Source organism: Amycolatopsis sp. NPDC043887 (assembly GCF_056435665.1).
This window is the reverse complement of the sequence record NZ_JBWKEB010000003.1, coordinates 409,164-435,096: the sequence shown is the minus strand read 5'-3', so window position 1 is coordinate 435,096 and position 25,933 is coordinate 409,164. Positions and strand designations below refer to the sequence as shown.

At 69.4% G+C, this 25,933-nt stretch carries 22 protein-coding genes; 15 read left to right on the top strand and 7 right to left on the bottom strand.

Annotated features, from left to right (window positions below):
• Positions 1 to 6 precede the first annotated feature (6 nt).
• Genes AC069H_RS11440 through AC069H_RS11425 form a run of 4 tightly spaced genes read left to right on the top strand, consistent with a single transcriptional unit; the run spans position 7 to position 3,698 of the window.
• The gene (locus AC069H_RS11440) at positions 7 to 1,368 is read left to right on the top strand and encodes an L-lactate MFS transporter (RefSeq protein WP_478227645.1); all 1,362 of its coding nucleotides are present in this window, start codon (positions 7 to 9) and stop codon (positions 1,366 to 1,368) included.
• Positions 1,365 to 1,493 (top strand): MFS transporter small subunit, encoded by a 129-nt coding sequence (locus tag AC069H_RS11435; protein WP_340685516.1) that lies wholly within the window; start codon positions 1,365 to 1,367, stop codon positions 1,491 to 1,493. The genes AC069H_RS11440 and AC069H_RS11435 overlap by 4 nt, the downstream gene beginning before the upstream one ends.
• Positions 1,494 to 1,502: 9 nt before the next feature.
• Positions 1,503 to 2,246, top strand: coding sequence for an SDR family NAD(P)-dependent oxidoreductase (locus AC069H_RS11430; RefSeq protein ID WP_478232173.1), 744 nt, complete (start codon positions 1,503 to 1,505; stop codon positions 2,244 to 2,246).
• A 48-nt stretch (positions 2,247 to 2,294) separates the two neighbouring features.
• On the top strand, positions 2,295 to 3,698 hold the full coding sequence (locus AC069H_RS11425; RefSeq protein WP_478232172.1) for an LCP family protein: 1,404 nt from the start codon (positions 2,295 to 2,297) through the stop codon (positions 3,696 to 3,698).
• Positions 3,699 to 4,081: 383 nt separating this feature from the next.
• On the opposite strand, the gene AC069H_RS11420 is transcribed toward AC069H_RS11425, so the two are convergent.
• From AC069H_RS11420 to AC069H_RS11410, 3 genes are read right to left on the bottom strand one after another with little or no spacing between them, the layout of a single operon-like run.
• A complete protein-coding gene (locus AC069H_RS11420) occupies positions 4,082 to 6,394 on the bottom strand; it encodes an FdhF/YdeP family oxidoreductase (RefSeq protein WP_478227648.1) in 2,313 nt (770 codons plus the stop codon).
• Between the two features lie 43 nt (positions 6,395 to 6,437).
• Positions 6,438 to 6,764 (bottom strand): hypothetical protein, encoded by a 327-nt coding sequence (locus tag AC069H_RS11415; protein ID WP_478227649.1) that lies wholly within the window; start codon positions 6,762 to 6,764, stop codon positions 6,438 to 6,440.
• Between the two features lie 26 nt (positions 6,765 to 6,790).
• Positions 6,791 to 7,768, bottom strand: coding sequence for a hypothetical protein (locus AC069H_RS11410; RefSeq protein WP_478232171.1), 978 nt, complete (start codon positions 7,766 to 7,768; stop codon positions 6,791 to 6,793).
• A 107-nt stretch (positions 7,769 to 7,875) separates the two neighbouring features.
• Here AC069H_RS11410 and AC069H_RS11405 point away from each other — a divergent pair, with 107 nt between their 5' ends.
• Entirely contained in the window at positions 7,876 to 10,509 is a 2,634-nt protein-coding gene (locus AC069H_RS11405) for a valine--tRNA ligase (protein ID WP_478232170.1), read from the top strand.
• Between the two features lie 70 nt (positions 10,510 to 10,579).
• Here the strand turns inward: AC069H_RS11405 and AC069H_RS11400 are convergent, their stop codons facing one another.
• Both AC069H_RS11400 and AC069H_RS11395 read right to left on the bottom strand, forming a co-directional pair.
• Positions 10,580 to 11,455 carry an SGNH/GDSL hydrolase family protein gene (locus tag AC069H_RS11400; RefSeq protein ID WP_478232169.1) on the bottom strand — a complete coding sequence of 292 codons (876 nt, stop codon included), beginning with the start codon at positions 11,453 to 11,455 and terminating at the stop codon, positions 10,580 to 10,582.
• A gap of 107 nt (positions 11,456 to 11,562) precedes the next feature.
• Positions 11,563 to 12,192, bottom strand: coding sequence for a class I SAM-dependent methyltransferase (locus AC069H_RS11395; RefSeq protein WP_340685508.1), 630 nt, complete (start codon positions 12,190 to 12,192; stop codon positions 11,563 to 11,565).
• A gap of 70 nt (positions 12,193 to 12,262) precedes the next feature.
• Here AC069H_RS11395 and folC point away from each other — a divergent pair, with 70 nt between their 5' ends.
• The 3 genes from folC (at position 12,263) to AC069H_RS11380 (ending at position 16,123) form a co-directional block, all read left to right on the top strand.
• Entirely contained in the window at positions 12,263 to 13,939 is a 1,677-nt protein-coding gene (folC, locus tag AC069H_RS11390) for a bifunctional tetrahydrofolate synthase/dihydrofolate synthase (RefSeq protein WP_478227653.1), read from the top strand.
• The gene (locus tag AC069H_RS11385) at positions 13,936 to 14,331 is read left to right on the top strand and encodes a DUF4233 domain-containing protein (protein WP_007034768.1); all 396 of its coding nucleotides are present in this window, start codon (positions 13,936 to 13,938) and stop codon (positions 14,329 to 14,331) included. The genes folC and AC069H_RS11385 overlap by 4 nt, the downstream gene beginning before the upstream one ends.
• 235 nt (positions 14,332 to 14,566) lie before the next feature.
• Positions 14,567 to 16,123 (top strand): alkaline phosphatase D family protein, encoded by a 1,557-nt coding sequence (locus AC069H_RS11380; RefSeq protein WP_478232168.1) that lies wholly within the window; start codon positions 14,567 to 14,569, stop codon positions 16,121 to 16,123.
• On the opposite strand, the gene AC069H_RS11375 is transcribed toward AC069H_RS11380, so the two are convergent.
• Positions 16,077 to 16,970: an NAD(P)-dependent oxidoreductase gene (locus tag AC069H_RS11375; RefSeq protein ID WP_478232167.1), complete on the bottom strand. Its 894-nt coding sequence runs from the start codon at positions 16,968 to 16,970 to the stop codon at positions 16,077 to 16,079. The two genes, AC069H_RS11380 and AC069H_RS11375, sit on opposite strands and share 47 nt — an antisense overlap.
• A gap of 112 nt (positions 16,971 to 17,082) precedes the next feature.
• On the opposite strand from AC069H_RS11375, the gene AC069H_RS11370 reads away from it, so the two are divergent.
• From AC069H_RS11370 to AC069H_RS11355, 4 genes are all read left to right on the top strand, one after another.
• The gene (locus AC069H_RS11370) at positions 17,083 to 17,430 is read left to right on the top strand and encodes a winged helix-turn-helix transcriptional regulator (RefSeq protein WP_478232166.1); all 348 of its coding nucleotides are present in this window, start codon (positions 17,083 to 17,085) and stop codon (positions 17,428 to 17,430) included.
• 64 nt (positions 17,431 to 17,494) lie between these two features.
• Positions 17,495 to 17,905: a nucleoside-diphosphate kinase gene (ndk, locus tag AC069H_RS11365; RefSeq protein ID WP_005158515.1), complete on the top strand. Its 411-nt coding sequence runs from the start codon at positions 17,495 to 17,497 to the stop codon at positions 17,903 to 17,905.
• Between the two features lie 54 nt (positions 17,906 to 17,959).
• Complete coding sequence (locus tag AC069H_RS11360; protein WP_478227656.1) at positions 17,960 to 18,703, top strand: maleylpyruvate isomerase family mycothiol-dependent enzyme; 744 nt, start codon at positions 17,960 to 17,962, stop codon at positions 18,701 to 18,703.
• 127 nt (positions 18,704 to 18,830) lie between these two features.
• Entirely contained in the window at positions 18,831 to 22,175 is a 3,345-nt protein-coding gene (locus AC069H_RS11355; RefSeq protein WP_478232165.1) for a phosphodiester glycosidase family protein, read from the top strand.
• Between the two features lie 59 nt (positions 22,176 to 22,234).
• Here AC069H_RS11355 and AC069H_RS11350 read toward each other — a convergent pair whose 3' ends face one another.
• Positions 22,235 to 23,242 (bottom strand): M14 family zinc carboxypeptidase, encoded by a 1,008-nt coding sequence (locus AC069H_RS11350; RefSeq protein ID WP_478227658.1) that lies wholly within the window; start codon positions 23,240 to 23,242, stop codon positions 22,235 to 22,237.
• A gap of 117 nt (positions 23,243 to 23,359) precedes the next feature.
• On the opposite strand from AC069H_RS11350, the gene AC069H_RS11345 reads away from it, so the two are divergent.
• The 3 genes from AC069H_RS11345 to AC069H_RS11335 are packed head-to-tail and all read left to right on the top strand — an operon-like array spanning position 23,360 to position 25,931.
• Positions 23,360 to 24,274: an ABC transporter ATP-binding protein gene (locus AC069H_RS11345; protein WP_046199923.1), complete on the top strand. Its 915-nt coding sequence runs from the start codon at positions 23,360 to 23,362 to the stop codon at positions 24,272 to 24,274.
• On the top strand, positions 24,274 to 25,089 hold the full coding sequence (locus AC069H_RS11340; RefSeq protein ID WP_478227659.1) for an ABC transporter permease: 816 nt from the start codon (positions 24,274 to 24,276) through the stop codon (positions 25,087 to 25,089). The genes AC069H_RS11345 and AC069H_RS11340 overlap by 1 nt, the downstream gene beginning before the upstream one ends.
• A complete protein-coding gene (locus tag AC069H_RS11335; RefSeq protein WP_478227660.1) occupies positions 25,089 to 25,931 on the top strand; it encodes an ABC transporter permease in 843 nt (280 codons plus the stop codon). The genes AC069H_RS11340 and AC069H_RS11335 overlap by 1 nt, the downstream gene beginning before the upstream one ends.
• The last annotated feature ends 2 nt before the right edge of the window (positions 25,932 to 25,933 follow it).

Below are 25,933 nucleotides of genomic sequence, written 5' to 3'. Positions count from 1 at the left end.
CGCCGGATGGCTGTCGGCTTCCTGGACCGTTCCCGCATCGTCGCATCGCCGGGCTGGAGCCGCTGGCTGGTGCCGCCCGCCGCGCTGGCCGTCCACTTGTCGATCGGGCAGGCGTACGCGTGGAGCGTCTTCAAACCGCCGTTGGAGAAGACCCTCGGGCTCAGCGGAACGGAAAGCGCTCTGCCGTTCCAGCTCGGCATCGTGATGCTCGGGCTGTCGGCCGCGTTCGGCGGGACGCTGGTCGAACGCAACGGGCCGCGCTGGGCGATGTTCGTCTCGATGGTCTGTTTCAGCTCGGGTTTCCTGCTTTCCGCGCTCGGCGTGGCGACGTCGCAGTACTGGCTCGTCGTCCTCGGCTGGGGCGGGATCGGCGGCATCGGGCTCGGCATCGGCTACATCTCGCCGGTGTCGACGCTGATCAAATGGTTCCCGGACCGGCCGGGGATGGCGACCGGGATCGCGATCATGGGCTTCGGCGGTGGTGCGCTGATCGCCTCCCCGTGGTCCTCGCAGATGCTGGGCGCGGCGCCGTGGTCGGTCGGAACCGTCGCGACGGCCTTCCTCGTGCACGGCCTGGTCTACGCGGTCTTCATGACCCTCGGCATCCTGCTGGTCCGGGTTCCCGCCGACGGCTGGAAGCCGTCCGGCTGGGAACCGAAGACCGACCACGGCAACGCGATGATCACCACCGCGAACGTGTCGGCGCGCAACGCCCTCAGGACGCCGCAGTTCTGGCTGCTCTGGGTGGTCCTGTGCTTCAACGTGACCGCGGGTATCGGCATCCTGGAGAAGGCGTCGCCGATGATCGCGGACTTCTTCCGCGAGACCTCGACACCGGTCGGCACCGCCGCCGCGGCCGGGTTCGTCGCGTTGCTCTCGCTGACCAACATGCTCGGCCGGTTCGTCTGGTCGTCCACTTCGGATCTGGTGGGGCGCAAGAACATCTATCGGCTCTACCTCGGTGCCGGCGCGCTGCTGTACCTGGTGATCGCGCTGACCACCAACGCGTCGAAGCTCGTGTTCGTCCTGTGCGCCATGCTGATCCTGTCGTTCTACGGCGGCGGCTTCGCGACCGTGCCCGCGTACCTGAAGGACCTCTTCGGCACCTACCAGGTGGGCGCGATCCACGGCAGGCTGCTGACCGCGTGGTCGATGGCGGGGGTGCTCGGGCCGCTCATCGTCAACGCCATCTCCGACAGCCAGAAGGCGGCGGGCAAGGTCGGCCCCGACCTCTACACGACGTCGCTGTTCATCATGATCGGCCTGCTGGTCGTCGGCTTCGTGGCCAACGAACTGGTGCGCCCGGTCAAGCCGAAGTACCACGAGCCGGCGTCGTCCGGCGAGCCCGCGAGGAGTGAGGCCCGATGACCGGACAGGCCCCCGAACGCCGCCGCACCGGACTGATGGTCTTCGCCTGGTTGTGGGTCGCGGTTCCGTTCGCCTACGGCGTCTACGAACTGTTCCGGAAGGTCGTCCAGCTCTTCGGCGGCTAAGGTCTGCTCGTGGGAGCTCTGGTGACCGGGGCGTCGCGCGGTATCGGCCGGGCGATCGCGCGGGCCTTCGCGGAAAAGGGCGACCGAGTCGCCGTCCACTACGCCTCGAAGCGGGAGGATGCCAAGCGGACCCTCGGCGAGCTGCGCGGTTCCGGCCACGGGCTGGTCCAGGGCGACCTCTCGGATCCCGAAGTGGCGCAGCGGGTCGCCGACGAGGCGGAGGCGCTGGTGGACGGCGTCGATGTCCTGGTGAACAACGCCGCCTTCGCGCCGTCCGCGGCGGTCGCCCATCCCCTCGCGGAAGTGTCCTATGAGGACTGGCAGCGGGCCTGGCGGCGGATGCTCGACGTCAACGTGCTCGGCACCGCGAACGTGACCTACTGCGTGACCCGGCACATGATCGAGCGCGCAGAGGCAGGCAGGGTGGTCAACATCGGCTCGCGGGGCGCCTTCAAGGGCGAGCCCGAGTTCCCGGCGTACGGCGCGAGCAAGGCCGCGCTGCACTCGCTCGGGCAGTCGCTCGCCGTCGCCCTCGCCCCGCACGGGATCGCGGTGACCTCGGTCGCGCCCGGTTTCACCGCGACGGACCGGGTCGCGGCGAAGGTCGAAGGCGCGAGCGGCGAGAGCCCGTTCGGCCGGGTCGGCACGCCGGAGGAGGTCGCGGCGGCGGTGGTCTACCTCGCTTCCGCCGAGGCCGCGTGGGCGTCCGGCGCGATCCTCGACCTGAACGGCGCGTCGCATCTGCGGATGTGAACTGGATCACTCATGCAGCACTGACGGCCTCCCGCGCGTCCAAGGAACGTGCACAAGCTGGGGAAGGTCCTGATCGCCGCGCTCGCGGTGGCGGTGTTCGGCGGGACCGCGTACGGATACACGACGCTGGAGTCGCTGGACGGCGTGACCCGCGAAGACGTGATCGAAGCGCCGGACCCGGGGGAACAGCCCGCCGACGGTTCGCTGGACATCCTGCTGGTCGGGCGCGATTCGCGGACCGACGAGCACGGCAACCCGCTGTCCCCGGAGATGCTGCGTGAACTGCGCGTGGGTGCGAACGGCGACGACCTGACCGACACGCTCATCGTGCTCCGCATCCCCAACGGCCAGAAGGCGGTGAAGGCCTTCTCCATCCCGCGCGACTCTTGGGTCGCGGAGCCGGGGACGAAGGACAAGACCAAGATCAACGGGATCTTCGGTCACGCCAAGTTCGCCTCGGCGAGTGCGCAGCGCGAGGCGGGCAAGACCGACAAGGCGGAGATCGACAAGGTGGCGATCACGGCCGCGCGGAAGGCGACCTTGAAGGCGGTCGAGGACCTCACCGGAGTCAAGATCGATCACTTCGCCGAGGTCAACCTGCAGAGTTTCTACGACATCAGCAAGGCCGTCGGCGGCGTCGAGGTGTGCCTGAAGCGGGACACCAAGGACATCAAGTCCGGTGCGAACTTCAAGGCGGGCAAGCAGACGATCCAGGGCGCTGACGCGCTCGCCTTCGTCCGCCAGCGCGAGGATCTGCCCCGCAGCGACCTCGACCGCGTCCGCCGTCAGCAGGTGTTCCTCGCCGGGCTGGCGAAGCAGGTGCTCTCCGCCGGGACGCTCGCCAACCCGGCCCGTCTCTCCGAACTGATCGACGCGGTGAAACGTTCGGTCGTGCTCGACGGCTCGTGGGACCTGCTCGACTTCGTCCGGCAGATGCGAGGCGTCACCGGCGGCGGCATCGCCTTCGACACGATTCCCGTGGTCAACCCCGACTACCGCTACAACCCCAGGCAACCGACCGCGACCGCCGTGCAGGTGGACCCCGCCCAGGTGCGGGCCTTCGCCGCGTCCCTGATCGGTGCCCAGCCCACGACGCCGCAGGCGCCCGCCGGCCCCAAGGTCGACGTCGTCAACGCGAGCGGCAAGGACGGCCTGGCCGCTCGCGTCTCGGATCTCCTGGCGGAGAAGGGATTCGGCAAGGGCGAGGCGACGGCCGACACCGGACGACGGACCTCCGTCGTCCGGTTCAGCGACGCGTCCGGGCCCGCCACGGAGATCGCGAAGCTGCTCGGCGGGCTGGAAACCCAGAAGGCCGATTCCGTTCCGGCGGGCCATGTCCAGGTCGTCCTCGGCCAGGTCTACAAGGGACCGGGCGTGTCTTCGGGTGGCGGGGCGGCCGGGGTCCGGACCGACGAGCCCATCACCTCCGACGACACCGGGTGCATCAACTGAGCGAGCTCATTCCCCCGGCGGGACCTTGCCGTTCTTCGCCACCGGAAGGCCCACCTGGACGGTTCGGTGATGACGACCTCTTCGCCGGGAAGCCGTGCCAGCACCGGGTTCAGGTGGGTCAGTTTCAGCGTGACCGGTCCGACGACGCTCGGGCCGGTGCTGACGTCCACCTTCGGCCGCTCGGCCGGCACCGGATTGAGATGGCCCAGCGTCAGCGGGAACGGGATGGTGGGGATGCCGAGGACGCGCAGGGCGTAGCACTCGAGATCGATGTGCCGCGCGAACGACAGGATCTCCGGCGGCGCGGGGCCTTTCCGCGAAGTGGGTTGGCCACTTCACGGTGGACCCCGGCCAAGCCCGCCCGACACCGCCGACCGGGCAGCCTAAGGTGCGGTCACCGGCTCCAGCCGCACCACGATCGCCTTCGACACCGGGGTGTTCGACTTGTCCGCCACCGAATCCAGCGGCACCAACGCGTTCGCCTCGGGGAAGTACGCCGCCGCGCAGCCCTTCGCCGTCGGATAGGAGACCACCCTGAACCGCGGGGCCCGGCGGTCGCCGTCCCGCCATTCCGAGACCAGGTCGACCATCGCGCCGTCGGCGAGCCCGAGCGAGACCAGGTCCTCGGGGTTCACGAGCACCACGCGCCGCGCGTCCTCGATGCCGCGGTAACGGTCGGAAAGGCCGTAGATGGTGGTGTTGTACTGGTCGTGGCTGCGCATCGTCTGCAGCAGCAGCCTGCCTTCGGGCACCTCGGGGTATTCGAGTTCGGAGACGGTGAAGTTCGCCTTGCCGTTCGCGGTTCCGTTGAACTGCCGGGAATCGCGCGGCGCGTGCGGGAGGACGAACCCGTCGGGCTCGCGCACCCGGGCGTTGTAGTCATGGCAGCCGGGGACGACGCGGGCGATCCGGTCGCGGATGAGGTCGTAGTCGGCGTGGAAGTCCCGCCACGGCACCGCGTGCCCGGCACCGAGCAGGGCTTCCGCGAGATGACAGATGATCGCGACTTCGGAGAGCAGGTGCTCACTGGCCGGGGCCAGCCTGCCGCGTGAGGTGTGCACCTGCGACATCGAGTCCTCGACGGTGACGAACTGCTCGCCGCCGGCCTGGACATCGCGTTCCGTGCGGCCGAGGGTGGGCAGGATCAACGCGGTCTTGCCCGGGACGACGTGCGAGCGATTGAGCTTCGTCGACACGTGCGCGGTCAGGGAGCACGACTTGAGCGCCTTCTCGGTCAGCTCCGTGTCCGGGGTGGCGGACGCGAAGTTGCCGCCGACGGCGAAGAAGACCTTGCCCTTGCCGTCCCGCATCGCGCGGATCGCGGCGACGGTGTCGTGGCCGTGCTCCCGCGGCACCTTGATGCCGAACTCGGCGTCAAGACTGTCCATAAAGGACTCGGGCATCTTCTCCCAGATGCCCATCGTCCGGTCGCCCTGGACGTTGGAGTGCCCGCGCACCGGGCACAGGCCCGCGCCCGGTTCGCCGATCATGCCGCGCACCAGCGCCAGGTTCGCGATCTCGGAGATCGTCTGCACCGCGTGCTTGTGCTGGGTCAGGCCCATCGCCCAGCAGTAGATGGTCCGCTTCGACGTCGCGATCATCCGTGCCAGCCGCTCGATCTGCTCCCGCGGCAGCCCGGTCGCGGCGCCGACCTCGGTCCAGTCGATCTCCCGCAGATGCTTCGCGTAGTCCTCGAACCCCTCGGTGGACGACTCGACGAACGCGCGGTCGACGATCGTGCCGGGAGTCTCCTCTTCCCACTTCAGCAGCAGATGACCGATCGCCTGGAACAGCGCGAGGTCGCCGCCGAGCCGGATCTGCGCGAACTCGTCGGCCAGCGGGGTGCCCTTGCCGACCACGCCGCGGACGTTCTGCGGGTTCTTGAACCGCATCAGACCGGCTTCGGGCAGCGGGTTGACCGCCATGATCTTCGCGCCGTTGCCCTTGGCCTCCTCCAGCGCGGACAGCATGCGCGGATGGTTGGTGCCCGGGTTCTGGCCGACCACCACGATCAGGTCCGCCTTGTGGATGTCGGCGAGCGACACCGAGCCCTTGCCGATCCCGGTCGTGGCCGCGAGGGCCGCTCCGGAGGACTCGTGGCACATGTTGGAGCAGTCGGGGAGGTTGTTGGTGCCGAAGGAGCGCACGAGCAGCTGGTAGAGGAACGCGGCCTCGTTGCTGGTGCGGCCGGAGGTGTAGAAGATCGCCTCGTTCGGGTCCTGCAGCGCGCGAAGCTCGTCCGCGACCAGCGTGAACGCGTCGTCCCAGGAGATCGGCTCGTAATGCGTCGCGCCTTCGCGCAGCACGAACGGCTCGGTGATGCGGCCCTGCTGGCCGAGCCAGTAGTCCGTCTTCCCGGCCAGTTCCTGAATGGAGTGCGCGGCGAAGAACTCGCGGCCGACGCGGCGCTTCGTCGCCTCCTCGGCGACGGCCTTCGCACCGTTCTCGCAGAACTCCGCGAGTTTGCGGTGCTCGCCGTCGACCTCGCGCGGCTCCGGCCAGGCGCAACCGGGACAGTCGAAGCCGTCGCGCTGGTTCAGCAGGCGCAGCGTCTTCACCGTGCGCGCGGCGCCCATCTGTTCCATGCCGCGCATCAGGGAGACGGCGACCCCGGGGATCCCGGCCGCCCAGCTCTTCGGTTTCCCGACCTCGAGCTGTGTCTCGTCAACGTCGTTCGCGGGTGCTTCGCGGGTCATGACCCCATCGTGCGCCTTGCCGCTCCCGCGCGCGACCGAGGGGTCAGGCGTCGGTGGCGAGCCGGGTGATCTGCGATTCGTCCAGCGGGAACCACGGTGTCTCGTTGACGCCGCGCTCCTGCACCGCGTTCACCGTCACCGCGGCCACGACCAGCACGATCAGGCCGACGATCGCGGCGATGCCCGGCCACCGGCTCGTCCCCGGCGCGGAGTAGCCGCCACCGGAGGCCGCGGCCGCCTTGCGCTGCTTGCGGCGCTTCTTCTTGAGTTCCTTCTTCGCACCCAGCCAGGCGTCCAGCTCTGCGTGCTTCTGCCAGTTCGGGTCGACCAGGTCCGGGTGGGTCTCGATCCGCCGGTCCTCTTCGTCCATCTCGTCCTCTTCCCCCGTGTCGGCCGCTACCCGCAGTTACCCGTCGATGGGAGGGGTTTCGTCGGGTCGTAGGTGTCCACTTCGTCGACCACGGGCGCTCCGTCGACGGGTTTGCTCTTGTCAGCGTACTGGGGTGCGAGGAGGCCGGCCTTGGACGCGTCGCACGCCATGTTCGAGTGATAGCGCGCGCCTTCGCCGAAACTGAGCCCGGCGTCGGCTTGGGCGAACGGCGGCGCCTTGCGGATCACGTAGTCCTGTTCGTCGCGGACGAACGGGACGATGTCCGACGGCGACCGGGCCTCGCCCGGATGCGCGTCGAAGGCGTACGCGGTCGTGTAGCTCGCGTGAACGACCAGTTCGCCCTTCTCGCCGGGCTTCGCCGTCAGGAAGCCGGTCATGCGCGGGCTCACCTGCAGCAGGCGGTTCGGGCCGATGAGGGTGAGGTACTTGCCCTTTTCGACGGTGAGCGCGCTGGTGAGCGCCGGTTCGAGCCGGACGCGTTCGTTCGGCGCCAGCAAGCGGAGCAGCTCCGAACCGTCCGCGTACTGCAGCGCCCTGGAACCCAGCCGGGCGGCCGCGATGGCCTCCGTCACGGTCCGGTACGCCGCGTCGACCTCCTCGGCGGTGAAATCGCCGACGGCCCGCCCCGGCGGCACGATGACCCCGGCAATGCCTTCGCGCCAGTTCGCGGCGGGGGTGCGGTCATAAGGCCGGTTCAGGTCGACCCCGCCGGACACTGGGACAGCCTTCGGAGGCTGCCCGAAGCCGGGGACGTCGTTGACGCCGCGGCCCTGTACCCGGTGCACGACGACCGCCGCGACTACGAGCGCGATCAGCGTCAGGACGAGGACGGGACCGCCGGACACCCGGAAACCGCGGCGCGACGACTGTTTCCGCCGCTTCTTGAGGTCCTTCTTCGCGCCGAGCCAGGCGTCCACTTCCGCGTGCTCGCGCCAATCCGGATCCATCAGATCCGGATGCGTCTCCAGCCGCCGGTCTTCCAAGAGCCCGCCCCTCCCCAGTGCGTCACGACATCCCCTCATCGGCTGGGAACGGCGGGCGTTACGGCCGGTGAGGAAGTCGATAGAGGGGGTTCGTAGACTTGTCAACTGTGACCGAGAACGCCCAGCAGCAGCAGACCGACCTTCCGGGTACCTGGAACCCGGCCGACGAAGAAGCCTCGCTCTACCAGCGTTGGATAGACGCCGGCTACTTCACGGCAGACCCCACGTCGGACAAGCCGCCGTTCACGGTAGTCATCCCGCCCCCGAACGTGACCGGTTCGCTGCACATCGGGCACGCGTTCGAGCACACCCTGATCGACGCCATCACCCGCTACCACCGCATGCTCGGCGACGAGACGCTGTACCTGCCGGGCATGGACCACGCGAGCATCGCGGTCCACGCGCTGGTCGAGAAGCAGCTCCGCGCAGAGGGCACCAGCCGCCGCGAGCTCGGCCGTGAGGCCTTCGTGGAGCGCGTCTGGCAGTGGAAGAACGAGCACGGCGGCAAGATCCTCGCCCAGATGAAGCGCCTCGGCGAGGGCGTGGACTGGACCCGTGAGCGGTTCACCATGGACGACGGCCTGTCCAAGGCCGTCAACACGATCTTCAAGAAGCTCTACGACGACGGCCTGATCTACCGCGCCGAGCGGCTGGTCAACTGGTCGCCGGAGCTGCGGTCGGTGCTGTCCGACGCAGAGGTGAAGCACGAAGAGGTCGAGGGCGAACTCGTCTCGATGCGCTACGGCGACGGCGAGAACGCGATCGTCGTGGCCACCACCCGGATGGAGACGATGCTCGGCGACACCGCCGTCGCGGTCCACCCGGACGACGAGCGCTACACCCACCTCATCGGCACCGAGGTCGAGCTGCCGCTGACCGGGCGCAAGATCCCGATCGTCGCGGACAAGCACGTCGACCCGGAGTTCGGCACCGGCGCGGTCAAGGTGACCCCCGCGCACGACCCGAACGACTTCGAGATCGGCCAGCGCCACGACCTGCCGATGATCACGATCATGGACGAGCAGGGCCGCATCGACGGCACCGGTACCGAGTTCGACGGCATGGACCGTTTCGAAGCCCGTGTCGCGGTGCGGGAGAAGCTGCGCGAGCAGGGCCGCATCGTCGCGGAGAAGCGTCCATACCTGCACAGCGTCGGGCATTCCGAGCGGTCGAAGGAGCCGATCGAGCCGCGGCTTTCGCTGCAGTGGTTCGTCAAGGTCGGCCCGCTCGCCAAGGCCGCCGGCGACGCGGTGCGCGACGGCCGGGTGAACGTCCACCCGCCGGAGATGGAGAAGCGCTACTTCGACTGGGTCGACAACCTGCACGACTGGTGCATCTCGCGCCAGCTGTGGTGGGGCCACCGCATCCCGGTCTGGTACGGCCCGAACGACGAGGTCGTCTGCGTCGGACCGGACGAGGAGCCGCCTTCGGGCGAGGGCTGGACCCAGGACCCGGACGTCCTCGACACCTGGTTCTCGTCGGGCCTGTGGCCGTTCTCCACTCTCGGCTGGCCGGAGAAGACCCCGGACCTGAACAAGTTCTATCCGACGTCGGTGCTGGTCACCGGCTACGACATCCTGTTCTTCTGGGTCGTCCGGATGATGATGTTCGGCCTCTACGCCACCGGCGAGGCGCCGTTCAAGACCATCGCGCTGCACGGCATGGTCCGCGACCAGTTCGGCAAGAAGATGTCGAAGACCGCGGGCAACGGTGTCGACCCCATCGAATGGATGGACAAGTACGGCACCGACGCGCTGCGCTTCACCCTCACGCGGGGCGCCAACCCGGGCACCGACGTGCCGATCGGCGAGGAGTGGGTCGCGGGCTCCCGGAACTTCACCACGAAGCTCTGGAACGCCACCAAGTTCGCGATGATGAACGGCGCGGACGCGAACGCCCCGCTGCCCCCGGCCACCGAACTCACCGAGGCCGACCGCTGGATCCTCGGCAGGCTCGGCAACGTCGTCGACGAGGTCACCGGGTACCTGGCGGACTACCAGTTCGCGAAGGCCACCGACACGCTCTACCAGTTCACCTGGACGGAGCTGTGCGACTGGTACCTGGAGCTGTCGAAGGTCCAGGTCTTCCAGGGCGACGAGGCCCGCGTGACGGCGACGCGCGCGGTGCTGGGGCACGTGTTCGACACGGTGCTGAAGCTGCTGCACCCGTTCATCCCGTTCATCACCGAGAAGCTGTGGACGGCGCTGACCGGCCGCGAGTCGCTGGTGATCGCCCCGTGGCCGGTGGCCGACGCCTCGTACGCCGATCCCGTGGCGGACAAGCGGATCGCGGACGTGCGGAAGCTGGTCACCGAGGTCCGCCGCTTCCGCGCGGACCAGGGCCTCAAGCCCAGCCAGAAGGTGGCCGCGCGGCTGTCCGGCGACGGGTTCGCCGAGATCACCGGGCACGACGAGCCCATCCGCTCGCTGGTCCGGCTCACGCGGCCCGAAGACGGCTTCGCGCCGAGCGCGTCGCTCGAGGTCGGGCTGTCGGCCGGTGTCGTCACCGTCGAACTGGACCTGTCCGGCACGATCGACGTCGCCGCCGAGCGCAAGCGCCTGCAGAAGGACCTCGGCGCGGCGGAGAAGGAACTGGCGCAGGCCGAGGCCAAGCTCGGCAACCAGGCCTTCATCGACAAGGCGCCGGAGCCGGTGATCGGCAAGATCCGGGCCCGCAAGGAGACCGCGGTCGCGGACATCGAGCGCATCAACGCCCGGTTGGCGACGCTGCCCGCCTCCTGACGACTGCAATGAAGGGGCCTTTCATCGCAAAATTTGCGATGAAAGGCCCCTTCATTGCGCGTGGGGTGGCTCAGCGGAGGTGACGGAGGACCACTCCGGCCACACCCGCCATCCCGGTGCGATACGGGTGGTAAGCCGCCGCGGCGAGCAGCTTCGTGTGCTGCCCGTTGATCCACGCCGCGCCGTTCGGCGCGCAGGCGTCGTGCCCGGCGGACGGACCGAACGTGTCCACGAAGGTCGCCTTGCCGTCGGCCGCGACGGCCTTCTCGATCGCCGAGTTCAACGCCTTCTCGACGTCGTTGAGCCAGGCGTAGTCGCCCTCGGCGAAGGGCAGGATCTTCGGGCAGTAGCCGGATTCCGGCGCGATCCGCGGGTAGCCGACGACGAGCACGTCGGCGCGCGGCGAGCGGGCGTGGATCCCGGCCAGCACCTTCTCGACGTTCTTGCCGGTGTCGGCGATCTTGGCCTTGACGCTGTCGACACCGCCGACGGTGAACCTGTCCTGGCACGGGTTCCCGGTGGGATCGGCAGCGCGCAGCGAGGGGCAGGTGCCGACCAGCGTGCCGAAGACGCCGTAGTCGTTGCCGCCGATACCGACCGTGACCAGGTCGGTATCCGCGCGCAGGGCGCTGAACTGGGGCGGGTTGCTGCCGAGGGTCACGTTCTGCGGCTGCGTCATGTCGGTGGTGTCGGCGCCGCCGCAGCTGATGTCGGTGAAGGAGCGGACCCGCAGCGCCTCGGCGAGGATCGACGGGTAGTTCTGCGTCGACTTGCCGCAGAAGAGCGGGTCGAGGCGGGGGAGCGGGATGAGCGGTCCGGAAGTGTAGGAATCACCCAGCGCGACGTAATTCCGGTAGGACCGCGTGGCGGCGGTGGCCGCCGTCGCGGAGGCGATCAGCAGGACGACGGTCGAGACGGCCGCGAACAGGACGCGTCTGAAGCGCATGAGGACCCCGATCTCCGGACTGGATGGCCTCTCAAAAATGAACCGGATCCGGCCGGGTCGGCGCCGCCGATCGGGTGGTCGAGCGCCTGTTTCACCCGCTCGGGGTGTCACATCGGGTGATCGTCTTCCGGCCTGCGATAGACGAGGAGATAGCGGTAGAAGAGCAGGTTCCGGACCTTGCTCCCCGGCAGCAGCCGGGCCGCGTCGCGCCGGATCCGGTTCATCGGCGGGAAGGTCTCCGCGATCGGCGCCGTCGGCAGCGGATCGACCCCGCCGTTCAGCCGGTCGCCCGCGTACACGATCACCCTGGCCACGGCGTTGACCGGGGAGGCCACGAGGGCCCGCGCGTAGTCGGCGAACGTGCTGGGCCTGCCGAGGCCGAGCACGGCCAGCACACCGCCCGGGACCAGCGCGTCACGCAGCTTCGTGACCGTGTCGAACGGCACATGGTGGAGCGACGCGAGGCAGGAGATGAAGTCGTACGCCGCCTCTGGCAGCTTTTCGGCGACCACGTCGGCCTGCCGGTAGGAAATCGTGCCGGGCCCCGGGGAACCGGCGGCACTGGCGAGCTCGATCATCGGGCCGGACCGGTCGATCGCCTCGACGTGCATCCCGGTCGCCGCGAGCCGCCGCGCGAACCGCCCGCCGCCGCAGCCCACGTCCAGCGCCACGCCGGGGCCGGGAGGCAGCTGGTCGAGCAGCAGCGGGTGGTAGTGGTCGTTGTGGTTGAACCCCATGCGTCGAGAGTGCCAGGAAAAGCCGCACGTAGACTCGGTCCGACAGGCAGCAAGGGTAAGAGGAGAGTTCGTGCCGCGAGGTGACGGCCGGGATTCCGAAGATTTCAGGGAATCCCCGGACCTGGCAGATCTGGACAGTTTCGCCGGTGTCGACGAATTGGGGGCCCGCGCCCACGATCCGTCCGACGACACCGACCCGGATCTGGACGCACCCGACGCCGCGTACCAGGCGGGCGGCGGTTCACGGGGCGGCATCGGCGGAATCGGGCAGCTGGGGGACAACCTCGCGCTCGGCCCCGTGCCGGACCTCGTCGCCCCGGAGGACGTGGAACTGCACGAACTGGACGACCAGGGCGACGAATTCGCCCCGTCCGACCCCAACGGGCAGCAGGCGCGCCGCGAACTGCTCGCCGTCGAGGCCGAACTGAACCAGCGCTGGCCCGAGACCAAGATCGAGCCGTCCCTCGCCCGCATCGCGGCCCTGGTCAACCTCATGGGCGAGCCGCACCGCGGTTATCCGGTGCTGCACGTCGCCGGGACCAACGGCAAGGGCTCGACCACCCGGATGATCGACGCGCTGCTGACCCGCATGGGCCTGCGCGTCGGCCGGTACACGAGCCCGCATCTGCAGCTGGTCACCGAGCGGATCGCGCTCGACGGCGCCCCCATCTCCGCCGCCGCGTACGTCGACCTGTACCGCGACGTCGCGCCGTACGTGAACATGGTGGACAACGCCGGCGGCCAGGACGCGGTGCCGATGAGCAAGTTCGAGGTGCTCACCGGCATGGCGTTCGCGGCCTTCGCCGACGCGCCCGTCGAAGCCGCGGTCATCGAGACCGGGCTCGGCGGCTCTTGGGACGCCACCAACGTCGTGGACGGCGATGTCGCGGTCATCACCCCGATCGGCGTCGACCACGTCGAGTACTTCGGCGGCTCTCCGGCCAAAGCCGCGGTGGAGAAGGCCGGGATCATCAAACCCGGCAGCGTCGCGGTCATCGCCGAGCAGGACCCCGAAGTGCAGAAGATCCTGCTGGAACGCGCCGTCGAGGTCGACGCGAGCGTCGCCCGCGCGGGCAGCGAGTTCGGCGTGCTGGAGCGCGAGGTCGCCGTCGGCGGGCAGATGCTGAAACTGCAGGGTCTCGGCGGGGTGTACGACGAGATCTTCCTGCCGCTGCACGGCGCGCACCAGGCCGCCAACGCCGCGCTCGCGCTGGCCGCCGTCGAAGCGTTCTTCGGCGCGGGCAAGGACAAGCAACTGGTCATCGAAGCCGTCCGCGAGGCCTTCGCCGAGGTCGAGACCCCCGGCAGGCTGGAGCGCGTCCGCGCCGCGCCGACCGTGCTGCTCGACGCCGCCCACAACCCGCACGGCGCCAAGGCACTCGCGACCACCGTCGCCGAGGAGTTCGCCTTCCGCCGCCTCGCCGCCGTGGTCGGCGTGATGGCGGAGAAGGACGCCCGCGGCATCCTGGACGCCCTCGAACCCGTGGTGTCCGAGATCGTCGTCACCAAGAACTCGTCCCCGCGCGCGATGCCGCTCGACGAGCTCAACGACATCGCCATCTCGATCTTCGGCGAAGACCGTGTCGTGGCCGAGCCCAGCCTGGACGCCGCGATCGAGACCGCCATCGGCCTCGTCGAGCAGAGCGACGACCCCGAGGAGCCCCTGGCGGGCGGCGGCGTGCTGGTCACCGGCTCGATCGTCACCGCGGGTGAGGCCAGGACCCTGTTCGGTAAGGAGCCGGCGTGACCGACGAAACCCCGAAGCCGCCCGCCAAGGACCCGATGAAGTCATTCCGTGGCGTGATGGCCGGTTCCCTGATCATGGAGGGCATCACCGTCGCGCTCGCGCTGCCGGTGGTGGCGAAACTCGGCGGCGGCGTCGGCTCGCTCACCGGCTGGTCGGTGATCGTCATCGCGGTCGCGCTGATAGTGCTGTGCGGTTTCCTGAAGAAGCCCTGGGCGGTGCCCGCGGTGCTGGTGTTGCAGGTCGCGCTGATCGCCTTCTTCGTCGCGCTTCCCGCCGTGGCGATCCTCGGGGTGATCTTCCTCGGGATCTGGCTGTGGCTGCTGTGGCTGCGGCGGGACGTGGCGCGGCGGATGGCGGCCGGGACCCTGCCCAGCCAGCAGCAACCGCAGTAACGGCGTCGCCGTCTGGAGACGGCCGGTTTTAAAGGAGCGGCCGCCGCGCGAAGCAAGCTTTAGCGCTTCTTAGGCTGCGAAAGCTTGCTTCGCCGCCCAGAACACGCGAAGGACGTCATTCGGTGACAAGCCGAATAGAGTCGCGGAGACCACCGGAACAGCTACCGTCCGTTCGTTCATCACCAGGTCAACCGCTGTTGGCCCACCGGCCGTGGCCGCGGGATAGAACCGCGCCATGACCGCTTCCCACCACAACCGCCGCACGCTGCTCAAAGCCGGTCTCACCGGCGCCGGAGCCGTCGCGGGCGGCCTGCTCCTCCCCGGAACCGCGACCGCGAATCCCGTCCCGCTGCTCCGCCGTGACCGTCCGGTGCTCACCCACGGTGTCCAGTCGGGCGACGTCACCACCGGTTCCGGCATCGTCTGGTCGCGCGCCGACCGGCCTTCGCGGCTGATCGTGGAGGTCTCCAGGGATCCGTCGTTCCGGCACGCGCGCCGCGTGCTCGGCCCGGTGATGAGCCCGGAGACCGGCGGCACCGGCAAGGTCCGCATCGCGGGCCTCCTGCCGGGGACCGAGGTCCACTACCGCGTCACCGCCGAAGACCTCGATGGCCGCACTCGCAGCGAGGCCGTCACCGGCCGCTTCGCCACCGCTCCGGTCGGCCGCTCGGACGTCCGGCTGCTGTGGTCCGGCGACGTCGCCGGGCAGAACTGGGGCATCAACCCCGAACTCGGCGGTATGACGATCTACCGCGCGATGGCCGATCGCCGCCCCGATCTGTTCCTCCACTGTGGAGACACGGTCTACGCCGACGGGCCGCTCACCGAGACCGTCGCGCTGCCCGGCGGGCGTGTGTGGCGCAACATCGTCACCCCGGAGAAGGCGAAGGTCGCCGAGACGCTCGACGAGTACCGCGGCCAGTTCGCCTACAACCTGCTCGACGGGAACCTCAAGCGCTTCACCGCGAACGTGCCCGCCTATGTCCAGTGGGACGACCACGAAGTCGTGAACAACTGGTACCCCGGGGAGATCCTCAACGACCGCCCTGAATACACCGAGAAACGCGTCGACGTGCTCGCCGCCCGCGCGTTCCAGGCGTTCCACGAGTGGCACCCGATCGACCGGCGCCAGGCCGTCGACGGCCGCGTCTACCGCAACTTCCGGCACGGCTCGCGTGCCGAGGTCTTCGTGCTGGACATGCGGACCTACAAGGACGCCAACACCTCGGACCAGACTAAACCCGGCCGTGTCCTCGGCGACCGCCAGGCCCGATGGCTCGTCGACGCGCTCGACCGCAGCACCGCCACCTGGAAGATCATCCAGGCCGACCTCCCGATCGGTCTCACCGTCCCGGACGGCAAGGCCATCGAGGGCGTCGCCAACGGCTTGCCCGGCGCCCCCGGCGGCCGCGAGACCGAACTCGCCTGGGTGCTGCGGGAGATCTCGCGGCGCCGGGTGCGCAACGTCGTCTGGCTGACCGCCGACGTGCACTACACCGCGGCGCACCACTACTCGCCGGATCGCGCGTCGTTTTCCGACTTCGATCCGTTCTGGGAGTTCGTGTCCGGCCCGCTCAACGCCGGCGCGTTCGGCCCGAACACCCTCGACCCGACCTTCGGGCCGGAAGCGGTGTTCGTGCACGCCCCGCCCGCCGCGAACACCTCGCCCGCAGACGGTTTCCAGCACTTCGGCGAGGTGAACATCGACGGACGAAGCGGCGCGCTCACGGTCGACCTGAGGGACGCTACGGGCGCTTCGCTGTGGTCGAAGACCCTGCGGCCCCAACGCTGAGCAGTTCCGTCAGGACCGCGATGCTGCGGTCGCCGTGCCCGGCCTCGGCGGCCCGCCGCACGAGGTCGTGCATCGGCGACTGCCAGCCGACGTCGACGCCTTCCTCGGCCAGTTCGAGGTCGGCGGCGGCGCCGGCGTGGAAGATGTCCACCGAGGCCGCGGGATCCGAGTAGTCGCCGCTGTCGATTTCCTTGGCGTACATCGGAAGCACCGAAATGATCATCTCGAACCATTTGGTGGCGTAGGGCAGGAGCGTGGCGGCTTCGAGCCCGCGCGACCGCAGCGCGGCGGCACCCTGGAAGAACCCGACCAGCGCGGGCAGCAGGGTGCCGCCGACGGCCGTTTCGTACAGCGCCGCGAGGTCGGTCTCTTCGCCGAGGTGGACGGTGTCGCCGCCCAGCACCCGCAACGTATCCAGGTGCTCGTCGAAGACGGCCTTGTCGCCGCCGTAGTACAGCAGTGTGTCCGGCGCTCCGACGGCAGACGGCACGTTCTTGATCGCGCCGTCGAGGTATCGCGCGCCGTACTCCTTCGCCCATTCGGCCATCCGGCGCGCTCCCGCCGGTGAGCCGCTGTTCAAAGTCACCAAATCGCGTCCGGTCAGGGAAGCGGGCTCCAAGGCCGCGCGCGTGTCTTCGTAGGTCGTCAGGCAGGCGATGGTCAACGGGCTCGCCCGCACCGCGTCCCCGGCCGTCGCGGCCAGGGTCGCTCCCCGTGCGACAAGGGGATCGGCCTTCGAGGCAGTCCTGTTCCACACGGTGGTCGGATGCCCGGCCGCCAGAAAGGCGTCCGCCAGGGCCGAGCCCATCGAACCGAGGCCCACGACGGTCACCGGCGTCTTCGGCATTTTTCGCTCCAGTCAAAGGAAATCTTCGGGATGGCTCCATGCTGGGCGGTTGCGTACATTAGATCAAGTACCTACTATTTTGCCGGGTACTGACAAAAAGGTATGTGAAGCGATGACCAAGAACCGGACGTTCACCTGCGGCCTCGACGCCGCGATCGCCGTCATGGGCGGCAAATGGAAAGGCCTCATCCTGTTCGCGCTCCAGGACGGTCCGCTGCGGTTCGGGGAGCTGAGGCGCGCTGTGCCCGGCATCAGCGAGCGGGTCCTGATCCTGCAACTGCGCGAGATGGAGACCACCGGACTGCTGCATCGCGAGGTGTACCACCAGGTTCCGCCGAAGGTGGAGTACTCGCTGACCGGATTCGGGGATTCCCTCAACAGCGCTATGGTCGCACTCGGGGAGTGGGGCGAGGAGCACCTCGAACGCATCGAGGCCATTCCCTGGTCCGACGTGAAGTGAGCGGCGAAGCACCCAGTAGGCTCCGGGCGAATAGCACGAATCCCACCCAAGGAGAAATACCGCCGTGACTGAACGCACGCTGGTCCTCGTCAAGCCCGATGGCGTCGCGCGCGGCCTCGTCGGCGAGGTCATCGCTCGCATCGAGCGCAAGGGCCTGAAGCTCGCCGCCCTCGAACTGCGCACCGTCGAGCGGTCGGTCGCCGAGGAGCACTACGCCGAGCACAAGGAGCGCCCGTTCTTCGGCGACCTCCTCGAGTTCATCACCTCGGGCCCGCTGGTCGCGATCGCCGTCGAGGGCCCGCGCGCCATCGCCGCCTTCCGTCAGCTCGCCGGTGGCACCGACCCGGTCGAGAAGGCCACCCCCGGCACCCTGCGCGGCGACTTCGCACTGGAGACCCAGTACAACCTGGTGCACGGTTCGGACTCCCCGGAGTCGGCCGAGCGCGAGCTCAAGCTCTGGTTCCCCGAGGTCTGACACACTCGTGGACGGCGCGGTATCGCCGTGCCGTCCACGAATCGGGGAGTTTCGATGACACCGGACGAGTACCTGGAGCGCCTGCGGGAACTCACCGCCGGTTTCGCGCGGGTCGCGAGCACCGGGGACCAAGCCGCGCCCGTGCCGTGTTGCGGTGATTGGCGCCTGCGTGACCTGGTCGTGCACCTCGGCAACGTGCACCGCTGGGCGGCCGGGATCGTGCGCACCGGCGAACTCGGCCCGCAGAGCTTCGAGGACGAACCCGGCACGGACCTCGCCGCCTGGTACCGCGAAAGCGCGGCAGACCTCATCGGGGCACTGCGCGAGGCATCTCCCGAAGACGGCGCCTGGAACTTCACCGCGGCCGCCAAGACCAAGGCCTTCTGGTTCCGCCGCCAGGTCCACGAGACCGCGGTGCACCTGCTCGACGCGCACCGCGCGGCAGGGACCGAATACACCCTGGACCCGTCCCTCGCCGCCGACGGCGTGGACGAGGTCCTCCTCGGCATGCTGCCGAAGGTGAAACGCTGGCACACCCCGCCGGCGGTCACCGTCCCGTTGCTGCTGAAGACCTCCGATACCGGACACGCCTGGTTGATCACACCGCCGGGTGAAACCGACGTTCCCGGCTCTCGGTGGGCAGACCCCGCCGAAGCGGCGGGTGCCGTCGTCGAAGGGACCGCGGAAGGGCTGGATTTGCTGCTATGGCAACGGATCGAGTTCGACGGGGCGGGCATCGAAATCACCGGTGACGCCGCGGCGGCGAAGACCTTCCTCGCCGGGCCGGTCACGCCCTGACCTTCGCGCCCTACGCCGTTCGGTTCACGTTCACCCCGGGGTCTTCTCCTGGCGGTCCGCGTCCGCTGTGCTGAGCGGTGCTGCCTGTCACTCGATCGTGGGGTATCTCGTGAGAAATTCACGCTTATTGTTGCTCGCTGCCCTGCTGCCCGGATTGTTCGTCGCCGCACCGGCGCACGCCGATCCTTTGGCCGCTCCGCTCGGTCCGGCGCCCGTCGAAGCCGCCCCAGCGGCCTCGTCGGCGAAGGAGGGGCCGTCCGCGTACGCCGTGGCCGCGCCCGACGACGGTCTCGTCACCACCAGCGCGACTTCGCGCGTGGCACCGGGCCTGAGTCTCACCGAGTTCGACCGGTACGACCCGGCGGGCTGGATCCGCGGCGACACCCTCGCCGTCGATCTCACCAGCAAGACCCTCAAGCCGTCTTACCTCAGCCCCGGCACGGTTTCCGCGCGGACGCCGCTCTCGCACCAGGTCGCCAGGTCCGGTGCGGTCGCCGGGGTCAACGGGGACTTCTTCGACATCAACGCCACCGGAGCGCCGATCGGCGTCGGCATCGACGCCGGGAAGCTCCAGACGGCCCCCGCGCGCGGCCACAACCTGACCGCGTCGATCACCGAGGAAGGCAAGGCCCGGCTCGCGGAGGTGTTCCTCGACGCGTCGGTCACCCTGCCCGACGGCCGGGTCGTGCCCGCGTCGAACTTCAACAGCCCCGTGCTGAGCGGTGACGCGATCGGCGTCTATACGCCGTTGTGGGGCGCGGCCTCGCGGCGGACCTCGGTCGCGGGGGCCCAGCGCGTCGTCGAGGTCGAGATCTCGGACGGCGTCGTCACGCAGGTGCGGCCGCTGCCCGCGGACGGCCCGATCGCCGCGGGAGCGGCGATCCTGCTCGCCCGTGACGGCGGTGTGGACTCGTTGTCCGGCTTGAAGCCCGGTGACAAGGTGGGCGTCGCGTACGCGCCGAAGAGCGACGCGGGCAAGCTGTCCGTCTCGGTCGGCGGGAACAAGGTCTTGCTGCGTGACGGCGCGGTCCAGCCGGTCGACAACGTCGCCATGCACCCCCGGACGGCGGTCGGGTTCTCCGCCGACGGCACGAAGATGTGGCTGGCGACGGTCGACGGCCGCCAGGCGGACAGCCGCGGCATGACCGAACTGGAACTCGCCCGGCACATGAAGTCGCTCGGCGCGGACGACGCCCTCAACCTCGACGGCGGCGGCTCGTCGACCATGCTCGCCCGCGAGGAGGGCGAGAAGGCACCGCTGATCCGCAACTCGCCGTCGGACGGCGGGGAACGCCTGGTGCCCAACGGGATCGGCGTCACGACCACGCCGGGAAGCGGACGCCTGACCGGATTCGCGCCCCGTCCCGCGCAGGACACCGCCGACGCGACGCGTGTGCTTTCCGGGCTGACGCGGAAACTCGCCGCCGGCGGTCACGACGAGACCGGCGCCGCCGTCGACGCCCACGTCCAGTGGCTCAGTACGAATCCCTTCCGCGGCACCGTGACCGACGGCGTGTTCACCGCGCACGCCGACCGGCTCCGGCCGGACGCGCCCGCGGACGTCGACGTCTACGCGAAACGCGGCGGCGTCAGGGGCAAGACCACGCTGAACGTCCTCGGTTCACCGGTACGCCTTGGCACGAGCACCGAACAGGTCGCGTTGTCCGGCGAAGGCGCCAAGAGCACGTTCAAGGTGTTCGGCTACGACGCCGACGGTTACGGCACGTGGATCGAGCCCGACGACGTCAAACTCGATTACGACCCCGCGGTGGTGAAGATCGAACCGTCCGGCGACGGGTTCGCGGTCACCGCGTTGAAGGCCTCGGGCGCTTCGGCGATCACCGCCACCGCAGGCGGGAAGGTGACGCATCTGGCGGCGTCCGTCGGCACGGAATCCCGGGTGGCCGCGCCGCTGGACGGCCCGGCGGGCTGGACTGCCAGCGTGTTCCCGGCCGTCGTCGGCGCCGCGCTTTCCGAGGTACCCGGCCGTGACGGCGGACGCGGTCTCGCGCTGGACTACCGGCTGAACGGGACCAACGCCACGCGCGCGGCCTACGTCAACTCGGCGGCGCCGATCGCGTTGCCGCCCGGCACCCAGCGTGTCGGCCTATGGGTCAACGGCGACGCGAAGGGCGCTTGGCTGCGGGCGGAACTCCGTGACGCCGCCAACGTCCCGTCCGTCGTGGACCTGTCGCTGAGCGTCGACTGGACGGGCTGGCGCTACGTGCGCGCGGCCATCCCGGCAGGCCTTCCCGACGGGCAGCGGCTGACGAAGTTCTACGCCGTCGAGAACGTCCCTGCCCAGCAGTACGAAGGACGGCTGGTCTTCGACGACCTCACCTTCGAGGTCGCGCCCGAGGCCGCCGTCCCCGCCGATCCGGCGCCGCGTGACCCGGCGCTGATCACCGACGGCGCGGCGACCGGTGGCCTGCGGATCGCCGTGGTCAGCGACGCGCAGTTCACCGCCGACCAGCCCGACGGCCCGCTGGTCGCCCAGGCCCGGCGCGCGCTGCGCGAGGCCGTGGCGGCGAAACCGGATCTCGTGCTGATCAACGGCGACTTCGTCGACCGCGGTACGGCCGCCGATTTCGTGCTGGCGAAGTCGGTCATCGACGAGGAACTCGTCGGCAAGGCGCCGTGGTACTACGTGCCGGGCAACCACGAAGCCGACGGCGGGCACGGGCTCGCGGAGTTCCAGGCGGCGTTCGGGGCGACCCATCGCGTCGCCGACGTCGCCGGGATCCGGCTGGTGCTGATGGATTCCTCGCGCGGTTCGCTGCGCGCGGGCGGGTTCGACCAGATCCGGATGCTGCGCGAGGCGCTGGACGGGGCGAAGGCGGACCGGCGGATCCGCGGCGTGGTCGTCGCGATGCACCATCCGGTCAAGGATCCGAGCCCCGCCGGGAATTCGCAGCTGGCCGACCGCAAGGAGGCCGCCATGCTGACCGGCTGGCTGACCGCCTTCGAACGCGAATCCGGGAAGCAGGCGGCCGCGATCGCTTCGCACGCGGGCGTCTTCAACCTTTCGCGCGTCGACGGCGTGCCGTATCTGGTGAACGGCAACTCCGGGAAGTCGCCCGCCGCGGCGCCGGGTGACGGCGGGTTCGTCGGCTGGACGATGGTCCGGTTCGAGCCGGGGGACAAGGCGCAGCCGGTGCGGTTCGAGACCCGGCCGAACGTCGACGCGCTGACGCTGTCCGGGCCCTCGTCACTGGCGCGCGGGGAGAAGGCGGACATCCGGGCGGTGGTGACGCAGGGAGCCCGTCAGGTTCCGGTTTCGTACCCGGTCAGCGCGGACTGGAAGGGCGGCTGGGGCACGCATGTCGCCGGCGGGTTCCTGCCCGCGATGCCGTGGGACGTCGCGTCGTTCGACCCGGCGACCGGGGTGCTGACCGCGCTGCGGCCCGGGACGGCGAGCCTTTCGGTCACCGTCAACGGGGTCACGAAGAGCCTGTCGGTCACCGTCCGCTAGCGCTACGAAAGGTCCTTTCCTTGCGAAATTCGCAAGGAAAGGACCTTTCATTGCACGCGTCAGGCGGCTTCGTGCGCCTCTTCGACCGTGCCCGGCAGCGCCGGACCCCGCGGCGGGATCGATTCGGCGTCGGCCGGGTCCACCTTCCGCACCGAACCGTCGGCCGCGGACTGCGCGATCGCGACCATCGAGGCCAGCGCGTCCTGGATCTGCTGCTGCTCCCGCTCCGGGATGAGGCTCAGTTCGATCAGCACGCTGCCGTTGCCGAGCAGCCCGTACCCGTTGCGCGCGATGCCCTGGTACGAACCGCCGGGATACTGCGAGACATGGCCGCCGTTCGCGTCGATCGACCGCCGCACCACGACCGCGATCTGCTTCGCGAAGTCCACATCGGACTGTTTCACGCCCGGATGCGTGGGCCACATCGTGGAAGCCGTGATCTCCTTGCCTCCTCCGTCCCGGTAACGGCCCTGCATGTGGTAGTCGACCATGATGTCCGGCTTGAACGACGCGTTCCGCCGCTGGATCAGGCCCGCTTCGGTGGCAGGATTGTCCTTCGGCGCCACGGCCGGGTCGTGGTAGCGGTTGATGTCGTATCCCTTGCCCTTCTCACCGTATTCGGGAGTGGCGTCCGGGGCGTAGTTGTAGCGCCAGTCGCGCTCGTGCCCGTCGGGGTTGGCGCGCACGACGATGTCGACGGTCACCTTCGCCAGCAGCTTCCGCGCCCACGGGCTGTGTTCGACCCCGACCTTGCGCAGGAACTCGAGCGCGGCGGGGGTGCCGAGCGGCTCGTCGCCGTGCTGCTGGGTGACGTACTGGATCCGCGTCTTGCCGTGGCCGACCCTCGCCGCCCACACCGGTCGGCCCTCGTTGCTGCGGCCGATCCTGTCCACCCGGATCTTGCCGTGGCTGAGCACCGCCAGCTTGTGCAGTTCGAAGGCCAGTTTGGCGGTGGACGGCCGCGGGTCCACAGTGGCCGCGGTGGTCTCGGCCCGCGCGGCGGGCGCCACCAGGAGCCCGGCGCTGACAAAAACGGACAACAGGGCGATTTTGGGCTTGAGGCTCATGGTCGGTGAGTATCGACGAGCGGCCACCGTCCAACAAGGGCTGGATAAACCGGTCGAGTTTTGTCGGTGGCAGGTCCTAGGGTGCCTACCGTGGGTGACTCAGAGCACGAACCGGCGATGGTGCAGGCGAAGGCGTTGGTCAAGCGGTTCGGCGATTTCGAGGCCGTACGCGGGATCGACGTCGAGGTCCGCCCGGGGGAAGCGTTCGGCTTCCTCGGGCCCAACGGCGCGGGCAAGTCCTCCACCATGCGGATGATCGCGAGCGTCTCCCCGCGCACCGACGGCGACCTGCGGGTCCTCGGCATGGATCCGGACGTCGAGGGGCCGAAGATCCGCGCCCGGCTCGGGGTGGTGCCGCAGCAGGACAACCTGGACACCGAGCTCACCGTCCGGCAGAACCTGCAGATCTACGGCCGCTACTTCGGGCTTTCCCGGTCGCACGTGCGGAGCAAGGCCGAGGAGCTGATGGAGTTCGCCCAGCTCACCGACCGGGCGAACGCGGAGGTCGATTCGCTCTCCGGCGGGATGAAGCGGCGGCTGACCATCGCGCGGTCCCTGGTCAACGACCCGGAGCTGCTCCTCCTCGACGAGCCGACGACGGGGCTCGACCCGCAGGCCCGCCACCTGTTGTGGGACAGGCTGTTCCGGCTCAAAGCGGGCGGGACCACGCTCATCATCACCACGCACTACATGGACGAGGCGGAGCAGCTCTGCGACAGGCTGGTCGTGATGGACAACGGCCGGATCGCCGCCGAAGGCTCGCCCGCGGACCTGATCAGCCGGTACTCCACCCGCGAGGTCGTGGAGCTGCGCTTCCCGAACGGCGAGCAGGAGGCGGCCGCGAAGCGGATCGAGGGCCTCGCCGAACGCGTCGAGGTACTGCCGGACCGTGTCCTGCTCTACACGATGACCGGCGAGGCCACCCTCGAGCAGGCGCACGCGCGCGGGCTGCGTCCCCTGTCGAGCCTGGTCCGCCGCAGTTCGCTGGAGGACGTCTTCCTCCGCCTCACCGGCCGGACGCTGGTGGACTGATGACCACCGCGCAGACGAAGGCGTCGACGGGCCGCGTGGTCTCGCGCTGGGCGGGAGCCTGGCTGCGGGTCGAGGGCCATTGGATGTGGTACCGCCGGTATTGGGTGTCCACTTTGTACTCGACGGGCCTGCAACCGGTGCTCTTCCTGGCCGCGATGGGGCTCGGATTCGGTTCACAGGTCCAGGCCGGTGCGGCGACGGGCGGGTTTTCGTACCTGGAGTACGTCGCCCCCGCGCTGCTCGTGGCGGGTGCCGCGCAGCTGGCGGTGGGGGAGTCGAGCTACCCGGTGCTTTCGGGGTTCAAGTGGCAGCAGGACTACATCGCCGTCACCGCCACCCCGATCACGCCGGGGCAGGTACTCGGCAGCCAGATCATGTGGGTGAGCCTGCGGCTGACCCTGGCCGGCACGATCTACGCCGTCATCGCGGCGCTCTTCGGATCCTGGACGAGCTTCGGCGTGCTCGCCGTCATCCTGATCGGGACGCTCACCGGTATCGCGTGCGGCACCCCGGTGATGGCGCTGGCCGCGACCACCTACGACGAGGGCACCCGGTTCGGCCTGGTGTTCCGGTTCGTCCTGATCCCGATGACGTTGTTCTCCGGCACGTTCTTCCCCATCACCGAACTGCCCGCCCCGCTGATGTGGATCGCCTGGATCTCCCCGCTGTGGCACGGCAACGAGGCGGCGAGGGCGGTCAGTCTCGGCACCGTCGGCCCGCTCGCCACGCTGGGCCACCTCGCCTTCCTGGTCGTGCTGGCCGGGGTGGGCTGGGCGCTGGCGCACAAGTACTTCTACCGACGGCTGGTGGTCTGATGGCAGTCCTCACCGAAGCGCTGCGACGTGGAAAGCCGAGGCGTGGGGTGCTGCTGCGCATCCTGCCGTCCGCGCTGTACAGCGGCCGGTCGACGGCGGTGCTGGAGCGCACCTTCCTGACGTACTCGCACGCCTGGATGCTGTTCGTGTCCGGCGTCTTCGAGCCGCTGTTCTACCTGATGGCCTTCCAGCTCGGCTTCGGCAAGCTCGTCGGCGAGGTCGTGGGGCCCGGCGGGCAGGCGATGAGCTACGTCGCCTTCGTCGCGCCCGGCCTGCTCGCGGCGTCGGCGATGAACGGCGCGATCCTCGACTCGACGTACAACCTGTTCTTCAAGCTGAAGTACGCCAAGCTGTACGACGCCATGCTCGCCACCCCGATCGGGCCGCTGGACATCGCGCTCGGCGAAGTCGGCTGGTCGGTGCTGCGCGGCGGGATCTACTCGGCGACGTTCCTCGGCGTGATGACCGTGATGGGGCTGCCCGGCTCGTGGTGGGCCCTGCTGATGATCCCGGCGGCGCTGCTGATCGCGATGGCGTTCTCGGCCATCGGCATCGTGCTGGTGACCTTCCTGCGGTCGGTGTCGCAGTTCGACTACATCAACCTCGTGCTGATGCCGCTGTTCCTGTTCTCCACGACGTTCTACCCGCTTTCGGTGTACCCGGCGGGGATCCAGTGGATCGTGCAGGTCTTCCCGCTGTACCACGGCATCGAGCTGATGCGCGGGCTCTCGGTGGGCGTCCTGTCGTGGGGCATGATCGGGAACGTGGCGTACCTGGTGGCGCTGGCGGCGGTCGGGATCTACGCGTCCTCGAAGCGGTTCGGCAAGCTCCTGCTGCGCTGACC